Source organism: Nevskia ramosa DSM 11499 (genome assembly GCF_000420645.1).
Lineage (GTDB): Bacteria > Pseudomonadota > Gammaproteobacteria > Nevskiales > Nevskiaceae > Nevskia > Nevskia ramosa.
In genome coordinates this window covers 358,982-375,949 of the sequence record NZ_ATVI01000006.1, presented here as the reverse complement: position 1 = coordinate 375,949, position 16,968 = coordinate 358,982, and the positions used below count along the sequence as shown (strand labels likewise).

Annotated in this window: 18 protein-coding genes; 7 read left to right on the top strand and 11 right to left on the bottom strand. The window is 62.7% G+C overall.

Annotated elements, in window-relative coordinates; genetic code table 11:
* From G513_RS22125 to G513_RS0108560, 5 genes are all read right to left on the bottom strand, one after another.
* A complete protein-coding gene (locus G513_RS22125) occupies positions 1-2,934 on the bottom strand; it encodes an alpha-1,4-glucan--maltose-1-phosphate maltosyltransferase (RefSeq protein WP_022976425.1) in 2,934 nt (977 codons plus the stop codon).
* 169 nt (positions 2,935-3,103) lie between these two features.
* The gene (gene otsA / locus G513_RS0108580; protein WP_022976424.1) at positions 3,104-4,654 is read right to left on the bottom strand and encodes an alpha,alpha-trehalose-phosphate synthase (UDP-forming); all 1,551 of its coding nucleotides are present in this window, start codon (positions 4,652-4,654) and stop codon (positions 3,104-3,106) included.
* Between the two features lie 276 nt (positions 4,655-4,930).
* The gene (locus G513_RS22120) at positions 4,931-5,227 is read right to left on the bottom strand and encodes a CsbD family protein (RefSeq protein WP_022976423.1); all 297 of its coding nucleotides are present in this window, start codon (positions 5,225-5,227) and stop codon (positions 4,931-4,933) included.
* A 127-nt stretch (positions 5,228-5,354) separates the two neighbouring features.
* Positions 5,355-5,525, bottom strand: a complete 171-nt coding sequence (locus tag G513_RS25405; protein WP_022976422.1) for a DUF1328 domain-containing protein — start codon at positions 5,523-5,525, stop codon at positions 5,355-5,357.
* 121 nt (positions 5,526-5,646) lie between these two features.
* On the bottom strand, positions 5,647-6,213 hold the full coding sequence (locus tag G513_RS0108560; RefSeq protein ID WP_028475315.1) for a lipid-binding SYLF domain-containing protein: 567 nt from the start codon (positions 6,211-6,213) through the stop codon (positions 5,647-5,649).
* Between the two features lie 185 nt (positions 6,214-6,398).
* Here G513_RS0108560 and G513_RS25950 point away from each other — a divergent pair, with 185 nt between their 5' ends.
* A complete protein-coding gene (locus tag G513_RS25950) occupies positions 6,399-6,608 on the top strand; it encodes a hypothetical protein (protein ID WP_169560582.1) in 210 nt (69 codons plus the stop codon).
* A 10-nt stretch (positions 6,609-6,618) separates the two neighbouring features.
* On the top strand, positions 6,619-7,416 hold the full coding sequence (gene otsB, locus G513_RS0108555) for a trehalose-phosphatase (RefSeq protein WP_022976419.1): 798 nt from the start codon (positions 6,619-6,621) through the stop codon (positions 7,414-7,416).
* On the opposite strand, the gene G513_RS0108550 is transcribed toward otsB, so the two are convergent.
* Positions 7,406-8,023 carry a hypothetical protein gene (locus G513_RS0108550; protein ID WP_022976418.1) on the bottom strand — a complete coding sequence of 206 codons (618 nt, stop codon included), beginning with the start codon at positions 8,021-8,023 and terminating at the stop codon, positions 7,406-7,408. The two genes, otsB and G513_RS0108550, sit on opposite strands and share 11 nt — an antisense overlap.
* A gap of 141 nt (positions 8,024-8,164) precedes the next feature.
* Between G513_RS0108550 and G513_RS22115 the strand changes: the two genes are divergently transcribed.
* From G513_RS22115 to G513_RS0108535, 4 genes are all read left to right on the top strand, one after another.
* Positions 8,165-8,746 (top strand): TetR/AcrR family transcriptional regulator, encoded by a 582-nt coding sequence (locus G513_RS22115; RefSeq protein WP_022976417.1) that lies wholly within the window; start codon positions 8,165-8,167, stop codon positions 8,744-8,746.
* 34 nt (positions 8,747-8,780) lie between these two features.
* On the top strand, positions 8,781-8,960 hold the full coding sequence (locus G513_RS25735; RefSeq protein WP_156891490.1) for a hypothetical protein: 180 nt from the start codon (positions 8,781-8,783) through the stop codon (positions 8,958-8,960).
* Positions 8,961-9,117: 157 nt separating this feature from the next.
* A complete protein-coding gene (locus tag G513_RS0108540) occupies positions 9,118-9,609 on the top strand; it encodes a DUF8737 domain-containing protein (RefSeq protein WP_022976416.1) in 492 nt (163 codons plus the stop codon).
* Between the two features lie 99 nt (positions 9,610-9,708).
* Entirely contained in the window at positions 9,709-10,395 is a 687-nt protein-coding gene (locus G513_RS0108535) for a glutathione S-transferase family protein (RefSeq protein WP_022976415.1), read from the top strand.
* Between the two features lie 13 nt (positions 10,396-10,408).
* On the opposite strand, the gene G513_RS0108530 is transcribed toward G513_RS0108535, so the two are convergent.
* From G513_RS0108530 to G513_RS0108510, 5 genes are all read right to left on the bottom strand, one after another.
* The gene (locus tag G513_RS0108530; protein WP_022976414.1) at positions 10,409-11,203 is read right to left on the bottom strand and encodes a M90 family metallopeptidase; all 795 of its coding nucleotides are present in this window, start codon (positions 11,201-11,203) and stop codon (positions 10,409-10,411) included.
* 91 nt (positions 11,204-11,294) lie between these two features.
* Complete coding sequence (locus G513_RS25730; protein ID WP_022976413.1) at positions 11,295-11,459, bottom strand: hypothetical protein; 165 nt, start codon at positions 11,457-11,459, stop codon at positions 11,295-11,297.
* Positions 11,460-11,669: 210 nt separating this feature from the next.
* Positions 11,670-12,284, bottom strand: a complete 615-nt coding sequence (locus G513_RS0108520) for a hypothetical protein (protein WP_022976412.1) — start codon at positions 12,282-12,284, stop codon at positions 11,670-11,672.
* A gap of 245 nt (positions 12,285-12,529) precedes the next feature.
* Positions 12,530-14,803, bottom strand: a complete 2,274-nt coding sequence (uvrD, locus tag G513_RS0108515; RefSeq protein ID WP_022976411.1) for a DNA helicase II — start codon at positions 14,801-14,803, stop codon at positions 12,530-12,532.
* A gap of 6 nt (positions 14,804-14,809) precedes the next feature.
* The gene (locus G513_RS0108510) at positions 14,810-15,535 is read right to left on the bottom strand and encodes a TerC family protein (RefSeq protein WP_022976410.1); all 726 of its coding nucleotides are present in this window, start codon (positions 15,533-15,535) and stop codon (positions 14,810-14,812) included.
* Between the two features lie 211 nt (positions 15,536-15,746).
* Here G513_RS0108510 and G513_RS22110 point away from each other — a divergent pair, with 211 nt between their 5' ends.
* Positions 15,747-16,865 carry a glycosyltransferase family protein gene (locus tag G513_RS22110; protein ID WP_022976409.1) on the top strand — a complete coding sequence of 373 codons (1,119 nt, stop codon included), beginning with the start codon at positions 15,747-15,749 and terminating at the stop codon, positions 16,863-16,865.
* The last annotated feature ends 103 nt before the right edge of the window (positions 16,866-16,968 follow it).

Sequence of the window (16,968 nt, the reverse complement as noted above, 5' to 3'; positions counted from 1 at the left end):
TCAGGCTCCCTGTTGATGGGTGTGGACCGGCCGCACGCGCCAGATGGCGTACGGTTTGGCCGGATCGAGCCGCAGGGTCTGGTTTTTGCCACGCCAGACAAAGCGCGAACCATCGAGCAGATCTTCAGCGGCAAGCTCCGCGTCATCGGCGAGCTTCCAGCGCCACAGCGGCACTTCGAAATTCGCCGTCTGCGGGTGATGCGGATCGAGATTGATGGCGATCAACAGAACGTTGTCGCGGTCTTCGGTCGCCTTCTCGAAATAGAGAATCTGGTCGTTCAGCGCGGTGTGGAATTCCAGGCCGCGCTGCGAATGGAGTGCCGGATTTTCGCGGCGGATGCGGTTCAGCGCCGTGATTTCCTGCGTGATGTGGCCGGGCCGCAGCCAGTCCCAGGCCTTGAGCTGGTACTTCTCGGAATCGAGATATTCCTCCTTGCCCGGAATCGCCCGCGCTTCGCACAGCTCGAAGCCGGAATAGACGCCCCAGAGTCCGGACAGCGTGGCCGCCAGCGCGGCGCGGATCAGATGGCCGGCGCGCCCCGAGTGCTGCAGGAACACCGGATTGATGTCCGGCGTGTTGACGAAGAAATGCGGACGGAAGCAGTCACGCAGCGGTGGCGTGTTCAGCTCGGTCAGGTACTGGGTCAACTCCGCCTTGGTGTTGCGCCAGGTGAAGTAGGTGTACGACTGCGAATAGCCGATCTTCGCCAGCTCCAGCATCGGCCCCGGCCGGGTGAAGGCTTCAGCCAGGAAGATCACTTCCGGATGCTGGCCGCGCACTTCGGCGATCAGCCATTCCCAGAACGGCAGCGGCTTGGTGTGCGGGTTGTCGACACGGAAGATGTTGACGCCTTCGCCAACCCAGAACAGCACCACGTCGCGCAGCGCATGCCACAAGCCCGGCTTGGCGCCCGGCGCATAGAAATCGACGTTGACGATGTCCTCGTACTTCTTCGGCGGATTCTCGGCGTACTTGATGGTGCCGTCGGCACGCCAGGCGAACCATTCCGGATGGTCCTTCAGCCAGGGATGATCCGGCGAGCACTGGATCGCGAAATCCAATGCCAGCTCCAGACCGTGCGCGGCAGCGGCGTCGCGCATGCGGCGGAAGTCTTCGAGGGTGCCGAGCTGCGGATGGATCGCGTCATGGCCGCCATCCGGCGAACCGATCGCATACGGGCTGCCCGGATCGTCCGGCGCCGGTGTCAGCGTGTTGTTGCGGCCCTTGCGATTGGTCTTGCCGATCGGATGAATCGGCGGCATGTAGAGCACGTCGAAGCCCATGTCGCGGATGCGTGGCAGTGCGGCGATCACGTCGTCGAAATTGCCGTGACGGCTGGTGTCGCCGCTCATCGAGCGCGGGAAGATTTCGTACCAGGCACCGAAGGCCGCGGCGCTGCGCTCGGCATCGATCTGGGCACCCGGTTCCAGGCGCGTGGCGAACGGCTGGTCATCGGCAGCGGCCATCGCGGTGGCGGTATCGAGATCGAGCAGCAGCTCGATGCGATCGCGTTCGCTGGCCGTTGCCAGGCGGTCGATCAGCTTGCGCAGCGGCTCGGCGAGCGGCTTCGTCGTGCGCTCGGCCGCGGCTTCGATCAGATGCCGGCCTTCGTCGATCTCCACCGTGACCCTCTGGCCGGCGCCATGCTTCTTGCGCAGCTCGCTACGAAAGCTGGCCCAGGCATCGCGCCAGGCTTCGACGGTGAATTCGTGGCGGCCGAGCTCTGGCAAGGTGAAGCGGCCGCGGAAGCGATCGTTGCCGAGCGGCTGCATCACCGAACGGTTCCATTTCGCGGCGCCCACCGGGCGCCAGAGCAGATTCACGGCAAGCTGATCGTGGCCATCGGTGAAGACATCGGCTTCGACGACGACGCTGTCACCGACCACGCGCTTGGACGGATAGCGGCCGTCATCGATGCTCGGGTCCAGATTGGCGATGACGATGCGCCGGGCCGCCAGTGCCGCATCGACATTGACCTTGGTCTGCGCGCGCTTGGCAGTGAGGCTTGCCTTGGCAGCCTTCTCGACCTTCGGCTCGGCCGGCGTCTGCAGGGCTTCGGTGATTAGCGAGGTTGGCCGCAGATGGCCTTCGGCATCGAGCGCGGCGCGGCCGAAATCCATCGGCAGCATCACGCCATGCGTGGCACCGGCGGCCAGCGCGCGCACCTGGCAGCAGGCACATTCGAGCATTTCGTCGCTGCCGTTGGCGGTCTGGTCGAGCGGACCATCGAGCAGCGCCAGCATGGTGACGGCCGGATCGCTGGACTTGAGCCCGGCGCGCAGCAGCGAGGCCGGCCGCCAGTCGATGAACTGCGCACGCGTAGCCAGATCGCCGACCAGCGCCTGCTGCAGTGACTGCAGGCGAGCGGGTGCAGCCAAGCGGAAGCCGGCGATGCCGGTATCCAGCCAGGTGCTCAGCTGCGCCCGCCAGTGACGGGTGACGGCCGGCAACTGCGCCGGGGCGGCACTGAGTTCAAGAGAGGTGACCGGCGGCGCGGCGCGGCGCGGATCGAGCGCGGCGGCGTCGTGGCGCGGCGGCACGCGGAACCAGTCAGCATGTTCGACGACCACCGGGCTGCCGGCGGCGGCGCGGTCGAGCGGCACATCGAGATACAGCGCCAAGCCGTGCTGCTGCGCTTCCTGCACTAGCAGCGCCAGCATCTTGGTCGCCGGCTCGGCATCGGTGGTGCCCTGCGGCGGCAGCAGCTGATCGGCCACGAACGGCGAGGACAGCAGCACGGCATCGCAACCGAGTGCGGCACAGCGGTCGAACAGCGCCGGCCATTCGCGTGCCGGGCCGGCCTTGCCGACGTCGAGGAAGAACACCGATGCCGGCGCAACCGACGCGCCGCGAGTCGAGCGCTGGGTCCGCGACTTGGCGGGCAGCGTCCCGACTTCAGCAGCTGCGGTCGATTTTGGCGTGGCTCGGAGCATGTTTTCCCTGGAATCGACTGAAGTGTGTCCAGGTAACAACAAGTGCCGTGCCCGGCCTGCCGCAGGCGCTTTCAGCGTGTTTGCGACAACGCTGATAAAAATTACAAGACCAAAGGGCGTATCGGCGCAGCTCTTGCCGATGAGGGCTCGAAACGCCTGCCAGCCGCTGTCAGCGCGTCGCGCTGGCTTCTGAAAGCGCCGTCACGAAGCGTTGGCGCCAATGGGCAAGGTCTTCGTCGTGCAGGCCCTGGAGCAGGGTCTGATGGCGCGCACGGCGTTCTGCCAGCGGCATCTGCAGCGCGCGATTGATGTTCTCGGCGACGCTGACCGGGTCATAGGGGTTGACGATCAGCGCTGCCGACATCTGCTGCGCGGCGCCCGCGAAACGCGACAGGATCAGCACGCCGGGATCTTGCTGGTCCTGTGCCGCCACATATTCCTTGGCGACCAGGTTCATGCCGTCTCGCAGCGGCGTCACCAGGCCGATGGCGCTGGCGCGGAACAGGCCGGCCAGTGCCCGCCGCGACACCGTGCGGTTCATGTAGCGGATCGGCGTCCAGTCGACCTCGGCATGGCGGCTGTTGATGCGCCCCGCTGCCTGTTCGAGCTGCTCGCGGATATTCACGTACTCGGGCACTTCGCCCCGCGAGGTCGGCGCGATCTGCAGCAGCTCTACCCGGCCGTGCGCCTCCGGGTAGTTGTCGAGGAAATGCTCGAAGGCGATGAAGCGATCCGGCAGGCCCTTGGTGTAGTCGAGCCGGTCAACACCGATGATCTGCGCGCGGCCACGCAGGGCGGCGCGCACGCGCTCGGTTTGGCGGCGGCCGTCTTCGGTATTGGTGAAGCTGGCGTACTCGGCGGTATCGATGCCGATCGGGAAATCCATGACCCGGACGTTGCGGCCGAAGGCATGCAGGACGTCGCCGACCAGTGATGAGCCTTCGACTTCGTTGAGTACGTAGTCGACGAAGCGGCCGGTGTCGGCTTCGGTCTGGAAGCCGACCAGATCGTAGGAGAACAGCGCGCGTACCAGCGAATGGTGGTGCGGCAGGGTGGCCAGCACTTCTCGCGACGGGAAGGGGATGTGGAGGAAGAAGCCGATCAGCTGCTGCACGCCCAGTTCACGCAGCACCTGGCCGAACGGCAGCAGGTGGTAGTCGTGCACCCAGAGCAGATCGTCCGACTTGAGCAGCGGCACCAAGGCATCGGCGAAGCGTCGGTTGACTCTCAGGTAGCCGTCGTAGAAGCGGCGGTCATAGGCAGTCAGATCCATCCGGTAATGGAACAGCGGCCACAGGCAGCGATTGGCGAAGCCGTTGTAGTACTCGTCGAACTCGTCCTGGCTCAGATCCAGGGTGGCGGTGGTGATGCCGCTGGAGCGCTCGGTCTTCACCGCGCCTTCGTCGGCGATCTTGCCGCTCCAGCCGAACCACAGGCCACCGGTCTCACGCAGCGTATCGACCAGTGCCACTGCCAGCCCGCCGGCTCTCGAGGCGGAACGCACCGGCCCGACTCGGTTCGATACCGCGACCAAGCGCTGCTTGCGCGGCAGGGCCGTCTTCCTGACCGTGCGACGTGGCTCCGGCACCAGTCCGGGAGACGGCAGCGGCGTGACCATGTCCTCGCCTGCCGCCTCGGCAGGTTCGGACGCGCCGGCATCGAGGCCGCGTTCGGGCGTATCGCCTTCAGGCTCGGTGGGTGTATCGACGATGTCGGTCATGCGGATCAAATCATTCCTGCCTCTTGTGACGCCTGGAAAGGCCGATCCATGAGCTGAAGGCCGCCGGATTCGGGCGAACTGCAGGCTGGATGCAAGGGAGGCGTCAGTTATCGTGCCCGCGAGCTTCGTGTGGCTTGGCTTGATGGCCCGCGAAGCGGAATGAACGGGCCGGCGCAAGCGTTGAAACGCCGGGAGTGGTCCTGCACGAATAATGGCCAGACAAGAAAAAGCCCCGTCACCGGGGCTTTTTCTGTGCATCGGAAGTACCGCCGACGACTATTTCTTCTTGTCGCCGGTAAGCTTTTCCTTGACGACTTCGACACCGGCCTTGACCTTGTCCTTGACGTCTTCGATCGTTTCCTTGATCTCGCCCTTCAGGCGATCCGTCTTGCCTTCGGCGTTCTGGGCATGGCCCTTGGCTTCCAGTTCCTTGTCGCCGATCAGGCTGCCAACCTTGGCCTTGATGCTGCCGACCACTTCCTTGGTGTGGCCCTTGGCCTTGTCGGCTGCTGCGCTGGAGGCGGCATCATCGACGGCTTTCTTGGTGGCATCGGCGGTTTTGTTCGTGCTCATTTGAAGCTCCTGTTGAATGTCAGTTCTCGAGTACTACTCGATGTGTGGTGTGGGCTGCTTGAAATGTTGAATGAGAAAACTTGCTGCTGTTTACGTCTGCTTCTTCCACTTCCTGCATAACTGCAAATCACAAATCCAGACGAGGACGGCGGCCCTTGATCAGCGAAATCACGAACAGGACCAGGAAGACCAGGAAGAGAACCTTGGCAATGCTTGCTGCGGTGCCGGCGACGCCGCCGAAGCCCAGCACGCCAGCAATCAGTGCAATGACCAGAAATACGATTGTGTAATGCAGCATTTGTCCTTCCTCCTTCAATCCAGCCTGGTTGGGGTGATCGTGATCGAATACGTGTTCATTAATGCTTCATCAGATCTGGAGCATGCGGCGTTCCCGCCGCATGACTCCATTCGCAAAAAGCTCAACGCTTGATCGGGGTGACCTTGGTGCCTTCGATGCTCAGCGACGCCATCAGGCCCTGCTGATCGAAGATGAAGGCATAGGCATCCTTGCGGACGGTCGAAGTCGAGATGTTTTTGGCAACGCCTTCGTTGACTACGACCACGGACGGGCCCGTGCCCAATTCCCAGCCAGAGGACTTCTCGAGGTACTTGATCGCGGCATCGCTCATTAGAAAAATGGCGTAGCCATAGGTCGTGGCGCCGGCCTGCAGGCCCCATGACGCGGAGATCGAGTTGTAGTAGCCGGACACCGTGCTGCCCTTGGTCAGCACGCCTTCGCCATAGGAGCCGCCGAAGACCAGGCCGGCCTTGACGATGTTCGGGAACACCAGCACCGCCTTGGCTTCCTTGGCGAGCTTCTCGGCCGTCGGATTGCTCTTGTACAAGGCCTTGAGGGCGCGCTCGCCGTCGGCATTCAGCTCTTCGGCAGTGGCCGCCGCAACGGCCTGTCCGCCGCCAAAGGCGCCAGTTGCCAAGACCATGGCGGTAACAACGGTCAGCAGGAAGTTTCTTTTTTGAATGTTCATTTTTGTTCTCGAGTGATGGAGCAATGCAGGGCATGGAATGCCGATGCGGGTGAATTCATGGGAGGTAATGAGCAACTGCCATTCCCGAGGCCGCGACAGCGATCGCGGCACGCCATCGGCACCGGAATTACCGAGTGCGGTGCTGGTCCGTGTAGAAAATGCCAGCTCTTCCCGGTTGCTGATGCATGAGCGCCTATGCCGCGCATGGCGTCGCTGCCCGATCAGCGATTGCACGCCGGGCATGGGGAGTGCTCACAAAGTCCATCGCCGTATCCGTTTCCGGATACAAGCTCCTCAATCTGGCCGTACCCGGAGAACCCATGCTTTTCTATTTCCTGCTTTCCCTGCTGGGACTTCCGTTGGCCGTTGCGGTCGGCAATCGCATCCGTATTTGAGCCTGCCCGAATGGCTGATGCTTCTCTTCGCAACGCCGGCGGTGCCTTGAAAGAGCCGAAAACCGAGCTGTCGAACCAGCCGCCGGCGCTCACCGCCGGGCACGCGCTGTTTCTCGATTTCGACGGCACGCTGGTAGCGCTCGCCGATCATCCGGACCGGATCATCGTGCCGGCATTGCTGCTGGAAACCCTGGCTGTGCTCGAACGCCAGCTGGATGGTGCGCTGGCGATCGTCACCGGGCGCAGTCTCGAATCGCTGGACGGCTTTCTAGAGCCGCTGAAGCTGCGCGCTGCTGGAATTCACGGCGCCGAGCTTCGTCATGATCCGTCGAACCCGACGACGGACGTGGCATCACTCGGTGATCTTGCGGCACGTCTGAATGCTCGCTTCGCTGGTGACCCTCACGTCTGGATCGAAGACAAGCGCGCCGCCGTGGCCGTGCATTACCGGCAGGCGCCGGAGCGGCAGAACGAGCTGTTCGCGGTGGTGACCGACATCGTCAGCGCCCAGGGCAGCGATCTGGAAATCATCAGCGGCAAATGCGTGTTCGAAGCGCGCCGTCACGGTCACGGCAAGGACGCTGCCGTGCGCGCCTTGATGTCCGGCGCGCCGTTCCGCAATCGCATTCCGGTGTTCGTCGGCGATGACCGCACGGACGAAGACGGCATTCGCGAAGTGCAGGCTCAGGGCGGTTTCGGCATCAAGGTCGGCACCGGGGCCAGCGAAGCGCAGTGGCGTTTGTCGACGCCGATTTCCGTGCTGGTCTGGCTACGGGCTCAACTGATCGTCAGCGGCCTTATTGCTTGAAGTAGCGACGGTTCAACAGGTCTTCCAGCTTGCTGCGCTTGCCTTCCAGCTGCGTCCGGGTCTTTTCCAGAAAGCTTTTCAATCCCGGTTCCGGCTCGCGCTCGATCATCACGCCGACCAGGTGGCGTTGCTCGTCGAGCGCGTTGTAGAACATCAGCACCAGTTCGCGCTCGAAGGCGACGCCGCTGTTGCCGACCAGCGGCGCAAAATCCTTGGCCATGTCGATGCCGATCGCCTTGCGCGTGTCGACCAGGATGTCCGGCATCGTCACCGCATCGAGGCGCAGCGCCGGATTCTTCGCGGCAACCTGCTCCATCGACTGCGCCAGCTGCTTGTAGTACTCCATCATGCCGGTGGCAGTCTGATCGAGCTCGTTGCCCTTGTCCTTGAACATCAGGATCCATTTCATTTTCGGAATGCCGTCAGCCTGCTGGTACAGCAGGCTATAACCGACGTTCAACTCCGCCCGCAGCTTGCCGGGTTCGGCAGCCGCCGGCTTCGGCTCCGCAGGTTTGCCGCAGCCGAGCAGCAGCGCCGTGACGATCACTGCGGCGATCGCGATGGGCGATGTCCGCCGCGCGACGGCATTCGCTGTCTGCATGTTCATGAGTGCGGCCGCTTCTGTCCGAGGAAGCACTCAAGCCGCAAGCGCAGTGCCCAATGTCGATTGCGAACGGCCGATGCTTGACAGCATCGAATGCGCACCGGATTATGGACCAATCAGTCCAGAATCTATATCCGATCCCAGATGGCGCGCCCCAGAGAGTTCGATGAACAGCAGGTCGTCCAGCGTGCGCTCGATCTGTTCTGGCACAAGGGCTATAACGCGGCATCGCTGAACGAGCTGCTGGCGGCAACGGAACTGAGCAAGAGCAGCTTCTACGAAAGCTTCGGCAACAAGCGCGAACTGGTCGTCAAAGCGCTGCGCTGCTACGCCCGTGTGCTGATGGAGGGGCCGATCGGCGCACTTGCCAAGCCCGATGCCGGCCGCGCGGAAATCGAGAACGCGCTGAAGGGGGTGGTCGCTGTCGCCCTGACTCAGGAAGGCCAGCGCGGTTGCTTCGTCAACAACTGCATGACCGAAATCGCACCGCACGATCCTGTCGTGCTCGCTGCTGCGCAGGCTGTGGTGCAGCAGCTGGAGAACGCGCTGGCCGCCGCCGTGAAGCGTGGCCAGGACGACGGCACCATCAGCCGCGTCGAGCGCCCGCGGGCGCTGGCGCGCTTTCTGGTCAACACGCTGACGGGAATCAACCTGGCGGCTAAATCGAAACCGGCAAAGACCACGCTCGACGACATCGTGCGCGTGGCTTTGCGAACGCTGGACTAGAACAAGACCTAGTGCGAACCAAGGAGCGCTTCACATGAACCCGTTGAAATCACTGTTCATCACCGGCTATTCGATGGCCGGTGTTGCTGGCTTGATCGCGGTGCTGCCAGCCCGGCGAATGCCGGGCTGCATTCGCCCTGGCTCGGTACGGCGATCTCCTGTGCCGGCAATGCCGCGCTCAGCGTCGGCGCACAACTACCGGACTTCGAGCTGATCGAACGAGGGCGCTGCGCATTCTCCTCAGAATGATCGGCCAATCATTCAAATTGAACTGGTACTGGCAAGCGACTCGATCACGCGTTGGCATCGCGCATGATCAGCTGCGTCCTCGCCTGCGCATTACGACAACCTAACGTTAAGGGAACACGAAAATGGACGTCACTCAAATATTTGTGATGCAGCTTGTTTCGAGCATTCTTGTTTTTGGCCTCGTTGCGGCGTGGTACGTTTGGCCGCATTTGACGAAACTTTCTTATAGTTCTGCTCTAGTTCTGCTGCTCTTTGTTCATGTTCCGCGCTATGTGGGAATGACGCTATTGGTCCCGGGTATCGTCGATCCGAATCTGCCCATGGATTTTCTTTCCAGTGCTGCTTACGGTGATCTCTTGGCAGCAACTCTGGCATTGGTTTCCATCTTTGCTCTACGCGGCAAATGGGGTTTTGCAGTTCCTTTGGTATGGGTGGCCAACACCTGGGGATTCGTGGACGCGCTGAACGGAGGACGCGCCCTCGTGCGTTTCAACGTGCCGAGCTTCAACCTGGACACCTTCTGGTATCTCTTCACGTTTTACGGTCCGTTGGTAATCGTTTCACACCTGATGATCTTCTGGGTTTTGATTAAGTCCAAGTCGTGGAACAAGTAAGGTTTCGTACCATCAATACAACGGATGACAGCTCATCATGAGTACTCAGATACAAACCGAAGATAACGACTCTCGTATTCTCTTCATTGGAGTTGAAGAATGATAGATCTCTATACCTCGGCAACGCCGAACGGCTGGAAAGCTTCCATCACGCTTGAAGAGCTGGGTGTGCCGTACACGCTGCATGCGCTATCGCTGTCCAAGGGCGATCAGAAGACGGCAGACTTTCTGAAGATCAATCCGAACGGCCGCATTCCGGCGATCGTCGATCGCGATGAAGGCGATTTCGCGGTGTTCGAATCCGGCGCGCTGATGATCTATCTCGCCGAGAAGTTCGGCCGCCTGCTGCCCAGCGATCGCAAGGGTCGCTCTGAAGTGATCCAGTGGCTGATGTTCCAGATGGGCGGGCTCGGCCCGATGCAGGGCCAAGCCAACGTCTTCTTCCGCTATGCACCGGAGAAGATTCCCTACGCGATCGAGCGCTACCAGACCGAAACCAAGCGTCTGTACAAGGTGCTCGATACCCGGCTCGCCGATCGCGAATTCCTGTGCGGTGACTACTCGATCGCCGATATCGCCAACTGGAGCTGGGCGTCGATCCACTTCTGGGCCGGCGTCAACATTTCCGATCTGCCGAACCTGCAGCGCTGGATCGAAACGATTCGCGCCCGCCCAGCCGTGCAGCGCGGCATCGTCATCCCCGAGCCGATCAACTTCGGCTTGACCGCTGAGGAACTGACGAAGATGGCGCAGTCGATGCTCGTCACCGGCGCGAAGGCGGCCTGAGGCCAGACAAAGGCTAGTCCGAAGTCTCGATCCGGTAGTAGTCGCGCAGCAGGCCGTACAGCTGCGGATGCAGCAGCCGCAGTTCGGTGCCGCGCTGGAAATAGGCTTCGGTGGCCACCGCGAAGAACTCTGTCGGGCCTTCGAGGCCGTAGTCGTCGATCACCTGTGATGAGCGCTGTTCCAGTGCCTTGAATTCGGCGCTCATCACTTTCGACCAGCGGCCGTAATCCGGCAGCAGCGGTGCGCCTTCGGTATCGGGGTTTTCGGCGTCGAGCTGGTGGGCGAACTCGTGAACCAGGACGTTGACGGCATCGCCTGCCAGCGCGGCTTCGACATCCTCCCAGCTGAGCACCACGCGCTCGCCGTTCCAGGATTCTCCGAGACGCAGCTCCGGCTCATCGCTGACCAGGCCGATCGCATCGGGTTCGTGGTGGCGCACCCAGAATGCGGTCGGATAGACCAGCACGGTACGCAGGCCGCGGAACACGTAGGCATCGGGCCTGAGCAGCATCAGGCAGGCGTATCCGGCGATCAGCACCCGCACTTCTTCGGTAACCAGGAAATCGTTGCAGCCCTTGATGCGGATGTCGGCGAGGAACTCCATCACTCGCCGTTCGTGCATGCGCCTTTGCTCCGGGCTCAGACGGCCGAGGAGTTTCAGACGCCGGCTCAGCAGGTCACGCCAGGATGCGGGGAACGGCGCCAGTTCGCGGCTGCGTCTGGCCTGCCGCTTGCGCCAGTAACTGACGCACAGCACCGCGGCGAACACGGCCATGCCGAAGCCGATGTAGCCCTCAGTCCAGTTCATTGCCGCCCGGTTCGCTTGCTCATGACCGGGACATGGGTGCAGCAGGACCGACAATCAAGCGGCAGCGCGCTGCTCCGCTACCGGAAGCCGATCACCAGAAGCCGGTCGGCTTGTTCGGATCTTCGTCGTCGGGCTTGTCGTCCTTCGGTTTCGCAAGGCGACGCGCCTTGTAGTGCGAGACCGCACGCAGGGTCGCGAACGGACCGACGATCAGCACCACGACCAGTGCCAGGACCCAGATGACTGTGATGTTCATGAGTTAGAGACTACGCAAGAGGCAGGTGTACTCAAGCTTCTTCCACCATTATTCCACTTGGCCCGATCGACGGTGCTGCAAGCCCGCGATCGAAGACGATCTGCATTCGTACGGCGTCTGGATCGCTTGCCATGTGATCCGATGCCAACACGCGTCGCTCATAGCATTTGGGCGCTACGAGCGACGCGTTACCGCTGGTGCGAAATGCTGTTAGTTGTTCCGCACGCAGGCGCCGTAAACCCTGAGCGAGGTCAGGGCGCGCACTGCCGAACCGAAGGTGATGCGGACAGCGTCGAAGTCCTTGGTTGCTGCTCCACCCAGGACGAAGAAGTCCTGCGAGTTCAGGAGGCCTAGTAAGTCGAGTTTCAACGGGCCGCCGACCGAGAAGGACTGCCGATCGACGCCATTGAGGCTCGTGGTCACCGTAGCCCCACGCAGCAGGTCAAGACTGAGCACCTTGTCTGCACTACGCACGACAAAACCGGCACCCTTCGGCTTGACGCTGCTCGCCGCGTAACGCGTGCTGGAATCGGTGACCGTGAGCGACACGTTGGACGCCACGCCAACCGCGGTCCGCAAGGTGGCGTAAGTGCTGCGCTTGCGGTCGACGACGGCAAGCGCGTCTTCGATGCCGCAAAGCAGACAGATGCCGTCGACATCGGTACGGACAACGGCGTTCGGATCCAGGATCGGCTCGTAAAGCCCTCCTGGTGTGCAATCAACGACGGGATCCAATGCGGCAGCTTGGGCGCTGATCAGCCCCGACAGACCCGCCAGGAAAAATGCGGCAGTGACAGTGGAACGCAAGCTTTTGCGAATGTTCATTGTTGCCCCCTTGAGCGTCTTTTTTGTGAAGAGAACCGTGGCCCGCCGAACTTGCGCGCGCCATCGGGTTCGCCGGCATGTTTCCTGAGCGAACGCCCGGAGTGTCTACCTGCACTGCGTTCAGGTCCATAGGCATGTTCATACGTGAACATTTGTCCAATTCTCGGACGATCAGAATTGGAGTTCAGACCTCCTGTGGACAGGGGACGCGGTTTCCGTCCCGGCCCATCCGCTATCGGCGCCGATCAGGCGCGTTCGAGATGCGCGTAAGACAGCATCAGCCACTTGGTGCCGGCATCGCGGAACTTGATTTCGATGCGGGTGCGATCGCCGTCGCCATCGAAGCTCAGGATGGTGCCTTCGCCGAATTTCGCATGGCGCACGCGATCCCCGAGCCGGAAACCGCCCGGGCCTTCGCCGGTGGTCGCGGCCGTCATCTTGGTCCGTGAAGGAGGCACGTCGGAGGCACGCGCGTAACGGCCGCCGCCGTAGGAACCGCCGCCACCGCCACCCCCGTAGCCGCCATAGCCACTGTTGCCGGACGGGCCGCCGTAAGCCTGGCGCAGCACGCCGGCGCGCGGCCGGGTTTCGACGATCGTGTCGGCCGGAATGTCCTTCAGGAACATCGACGGCATGCCGATCTGCTCCTGGCCGTGGATGCGTCGCACTTCGGCGTAAGTCAGGTACAGCTGCTGGCGCGCACGGGTGACGCCGACGTAAGCCAGACGCCGCTCCTCTTCGAGCGAACCGCCATCGACGGCGCGCTGGCTCGGGAACAGGCCGTTCTCCATGCCGACCAGAAACACCACCGGGAATTCCAGGCCCTTCGCCGAGTGCAGGGTCATCAGCTGCACGCAATCCTCGCCGACGCCGGCCTGGCGTTCGCCGGCTTCGAGCATCGCGTGAGCGAGGAAGGAATTCAGCGGATCGAGACCATCGTCTTCAGGCGGCCGCTCGAAACCGCGTGCGGCGTTGACCAGTTCGTCGAGATTGTCGAGGCGTGCTTCGGCCTGCTCGCCCTTCTCTTTCTTGTAATGCTCCTTCAGGCCCGAGCGCTCGATTGCCATCGCCATCAATTCGGCCAGCGGCTTGCCGGCGCCATCGCGGGCGAGGCCGTCGATCAGATCGAGGAACACTTTCAGATTGTTGGCGCTGCGGCCAAGCGCAGTGCCAGCGCCTTGCGCGGCCTTCCATTGCGAGACGCCGGCATCGCGCGCCAAGGTCCGCAGGCGTTCGATGGTGGTCGCGCCGATGCCACGCGGCGGCGTGTTCACGGCGCGCTCGAAGCTGGCGTCGTCGTCGCGGATCGCGACCAGCCGCAGATAGGCCAGCGCGTCCTTCACTTCCTGACGCTCGAAGAAGCGCAGGCCGCCATAGATGCGATACGGCAGGCGATTGCGGATCAGCGATTCTTCGAGCACGCGGCTCTGCGCGTTCGAGCGATAGAGGACGGCGCAGTCCTTCAGCGCATACGTTCCTTCGTGATGCGCCTTGATTCGGCCAACGACGAACTCGGCCTCGTCGAACTCGTTGAACGCGGCATAGAGCTGGATCGCATCGCCATCCTGACCATCGGTCCACAGCACTTTGCCGAGACGCCCTGAGTTCTTCTCGATCAGGCCGTTCGCGGCCTTCAGGATGGTGCCGGTCGAGCGGTAATTCTGTTCGAGGCGGATCACTTCCAGACCGGGAAAATCCTTGCTCAGCCGCGCCATGTTCTCGACCTTGGCGCCGCGCCAGCTGTAGATCGACTGATCGTCATCACCAACCGCGAACATCGTCCCGGTATTGCCGGCGAGCACTCTCAGCCAGGCGTATTGCAGCGTGTTCGTATCCTGGAATTCGTCGACCAGGATGTGCCGGAAGCGCTGCCGGTAGTGCTGCTGGATCTGCGGCACATCGCGGCACAGCTCATGGGCGCGAAGCAGCAGTTCGGCGAAATCGACCAGACCGTTGGCTGCGCACTGCGCTTCGTAGGCGCTGTAGATGCGCACCAGCTGCCGCTGCGCGAAATCGCCCTGATCGACCATCGCATCCGGCCGCCGCCCCTCTTCCTTCTGAGCGTTGATCCAGCCGGTGATCTGCTTCGGCACCCACTGCTCTTCGGACAGATCGAGGCCGCGAATCACCCGTTTGACCAGTCGCTGCTGATCGTCGGCATCGAGAATCTGGAAGTTCTGCGGCAGCCGCGCTTCCTTCCAGTGCAGGCGCAGCAGGCGGTGAGCGATACCGTGAAAGGTGCCGACCCACATGGTCCGCACCGGCACGGTGACCAGGCTTTCGATGCGGCCTCGCATCTCGGCGGCCGCCTTGTTGGTGAAGGTGACCGCGAGGATGGAGTGCGGCGAAACGCCTTCGACGGCGATCAGCCAGCCGATGCGATGAGTCAGCACCCGGGTCTTGCCGGAGCCGGCACCGGCCAGCACCAGGCGGTGCTCGGGCGGCGCGGTCACTGCTTCGCGCTGGGCCGGATTCAGGCCCGCGCAGAGCAGGGCGACATCGGCCGATTCAGCGTGCATCAGGCTTCAATGACCCGCGGCGGCCAGCCGCTTGCGCAGCCGCAGATTGAGGATTTCCACGGCCACCGAGAAGCCCATCGCGAAATAGACGTAGGCCTTGGAGATATGGACGTCCAGCCCTTCGGCGATCAGCACGGCACCGATCAGCACCAGGAAGGCGAGCGCCAGCATTTTCACCGTCGGGTTGGCATCGACGAAGCGAGACAAGGGCCCCGAGAAGAACATCATCGCGATCACCGCGCTGACGATCGCCGCGATCATCACCGGCAGATTGCTGGTCATGCCGATGGCGGTGATCACCGAATCGAGCGAGAACACGATGTCGAGAATCATGATCTGCACGATCACGCCGACGAAGCTCACACCCACCGCAGCGGCGGTGCTGCCGGGTGCGTGCAGCGCGCCTTGCAGCATGTCGACGATCTCCTTGCCGGCCTTCCAGATCAGGAACAGGCCGCCGCCGAACAGGATCAGATCGCGGCCCGAGAAGCCCATGCCGAATACGGTGAACAGATCGGCAGTCAGCTTGGCGATCCAGTTCAGGGACACCAGCAGCGCGATGCGGGTGAGCATCGCACCGGCCAGGCCGATGGTCCGCGCGCGGGCCTGCTGATGCAGCGGCAGCTTCGCCGCCATGATCGACAGAAAGATGATGTTGTCGATGCCCAGCACGATTTCCAGCGCAGCCAGCGTCAGGAAAGCGATGATCAGTTCGGGGTCAAGCAGGTTCACGGGCGCTGGGTAAGGGCGAGGCAGGAGCGTCCGATTATGAGGGAAAGCTGCCAGGCCGGCCCTTGGTGAGGCGCCGCGGCGGCGCGCAGCAGGCCGCCGCGGCGCTGTCATCGAACCGTCACCGCTCCGTCATTCGAGGTTTACCGCCAGTTCTTATCGTGTCGCGTACTCACCCGAAAACCCCGACTTGAACAGGGGGGGAGCAGCGACGATGAAGATTGCCTACGGCGTGATGGGTTACGGGCGCGGCCATGCGATGCGCTCGATGGCGGTGCTGCCGAGTCTGATGGCCCGGCACGAGGTCACCGTGTTCGCCGGTGGCGATGCCTACGATGTGCTGGCGCCGCTGTTTCCGACCGTGCGCATTCCGATCATCGGCTATGTCTATCAAGCCAATGGCAGCCATTCGGTGCCGAAGACGATCAGCCGCAATCTCGCGCCGATGGCCGATCTGTTCTTCGGCGGCCATGGTTCGGAAGTGGTGGAGCGCGAGATCAAGGCGCGCGGCATCGAACTGGTGATTTCCGATTCCGAAGCCTGGACCCACCGCGCCGCGAAGAAACTGAAACTGCCGCGGATCAGCTTCGACCATGTCGGCATCATCGCCTACTGCAAGCCGCACTTCCCGCCGGACCTCTGGCTGATGGGCATGCGCGACGGCTTTGGCTATCGCCGCCTGATGGGCATTCCGGAACGCATCCTGATCGCCAGCTTCTATCCGGCCGAAGGCGCCTATCCGGGCGTGAAAGTGATCGGCCCGATGCTCCGCGACGAAGTGCTGCGCACTAAACCGAGCGACGGTGATTTCCTGCTCGCCTACTTCAACAAGGGCGAGCATCAGTACCGGCCGAACATCGATCACGCGCTGCGTCAGCTCGATTGTCCTGTCGTGGTCTACGGCACGCCGTATCGCGGCAAGGTCGAGAACCTCGACTTCCGTGCGCCGAGCAACGAATGGTTCGTTCACGATCTCGCCGCCTGCCGCGCGGTGATGTCGACCGCCGGCAATCAGACCATTGGCGAAGCGATCCACTTCGGCAAGCCGATCCTGGCCTTGCCCGAGGAAGCCTTCGAACAACGCCTGAACGCCTGGATGATCGAACGCATGGGTGTCGGCATGCGCGGCGATCGTCTGAACCTGACGCCGAGCGACGTCGATCGCTTCATGGGCAACCACGCGTTTTACAAATCGAACATGAGCGCCCACGCCGGTGATGGCCGCGCCGAGGCGATCGCGACCTTGCTGCAGTACATCGACGAGCTGGCCGTGGACACCAAGTTCGGCAGCAAGACCCGGCGCAAGCGCGGAGCGGCGATCCCTGCGGCTTAGTTGAAGCGGTTTGTCGACAAGCAATCCGACGCGGATTTGCTGCGCCTTGTCATATGGCGAGACCAGACCGCCACCGCGCGGCGAGTCCGCGCGTTAAAGTCGC

Excerpts from the sequence above, each read along its gene's own strand:
- G513_RS0108535 (WP_022976415.1), top strand. The coding sequence starts at position 9,709 with ATGATAGATCTCTATACCTCGGCAACGCCGAACGGCTGGAAAGCTTCC.
- G513_RS22110 (WP_022976409.1), top strand. The coding sequence starts at position 15,747 with ATGAAGATTGCCTACGGCGTGATGGGTTACGGGCGCGGCCATGCGATG.
- otsA (WP_022976424.1), bottom strand. The coding sequence starts at position 4,654 with ATGACCGACATCGTCGATACACCCACCGAGCCTGAAGGCGATACGCCC.
- G513_RS22120 (WP_022976423.1), bottom strand. The coding sequence starts at position 5,227 with ATGAGCACGAACAAAACCGCCGATGCCACCAAGAAAGCCGTCGATGAT.
- otsB (WP_022976419.1), top strand. The coding sequence starts at position 6,619 with ATGGCTGATGCTTCTCTTCGCAACGCCGGCGGTGCCTTGAAAGAGCCG.
- uvrD (WP_022976411.1), bottom strand. The coding sequence starts at position 14,803 with ATGCACGCTGAATCGGCCGATGTCGCCCTGCTCTGCGCGGGCCTGAAT.
- G513_RS25405 (WP_022976422.1), bottom strand. The coding sequence starts at position 5,525 with ATGCTGCATTACACAATCGTATTTCTGGTCATTGCACTGATTGCTGGC.
- G513_RS0108530 (WP_022976414.1), bottom strand. The coding sequence starts at position 11,203 with ATGAACTGGACTGAGGGCTACATCGGCTTCGGCATGGCCGTGTTCGCC.
- G513_RS0108520 (WP_022976412.1), bottom strand. The coding sequence starts at position 12,284 with ATGAACATTCGCAAAAGCTTGCGTTCCACTGTCACTGCCGCATTTTTC.
- G513_RS0108540 (WP_022976416.1), top strand. The coding sequence starts at position 9,118 with ATGGACGTCACTCAAATATTTGTGATGCAGCTTGTTTCGAGCATTCTT.
- G513_RS25730 (WP_022976413.1), bottom strand. The coding sequence starts at position 11,459 with ATGAACATCACAGTCATCTGGGTCCTGGCACTGGTCGTGGTGCTGATC.
- G513_RS22115 (WP_022976417.1), top strand. The coding sequence starts at position 8,165 with ATGGCGCGCCCCAGAGAGTTCGATGAACAGCAGGTCGTCCAGCGTGCG.
- G513_RS0108550 (WP_022976418.1), bottom strand. The coding sequence starts at position 8,023 with ATGAACATGCAGACAGCGAATGCCGTCGCGCGGCGGACATCGCCCATC.
- G513_RS22125 (WP_022976425.1), bottom strand. The coding sequence starts at position 2,934 with ATGCTCCGAGCCACGCCAAAATCGACCGCAGCTGCTGAAGTCGGGACG.
- G513_RS25950 (WP_169560582.1), top strand. The coding sequence starts at position 6,399 with ATGAGCGCCTATGCCGCGCATGGCGTCGCTGCCCGATCAGCGATTGCA.
- G513_RS25735 (WP_156891490.1), top strand. The coding sequence starts at position 8,781 with ATGAACCCGTTGAAATCACTGTTCATCACCGGCTATTCGATGGCCGGT.
- G513_RS0108560 (WP_028475315.1), bottom strand. The coding sequence starts at position 6,213 with ATGAACATTCAAAAAAGAAACTTCCTGCTGACCGTTGTTACCGCCATG.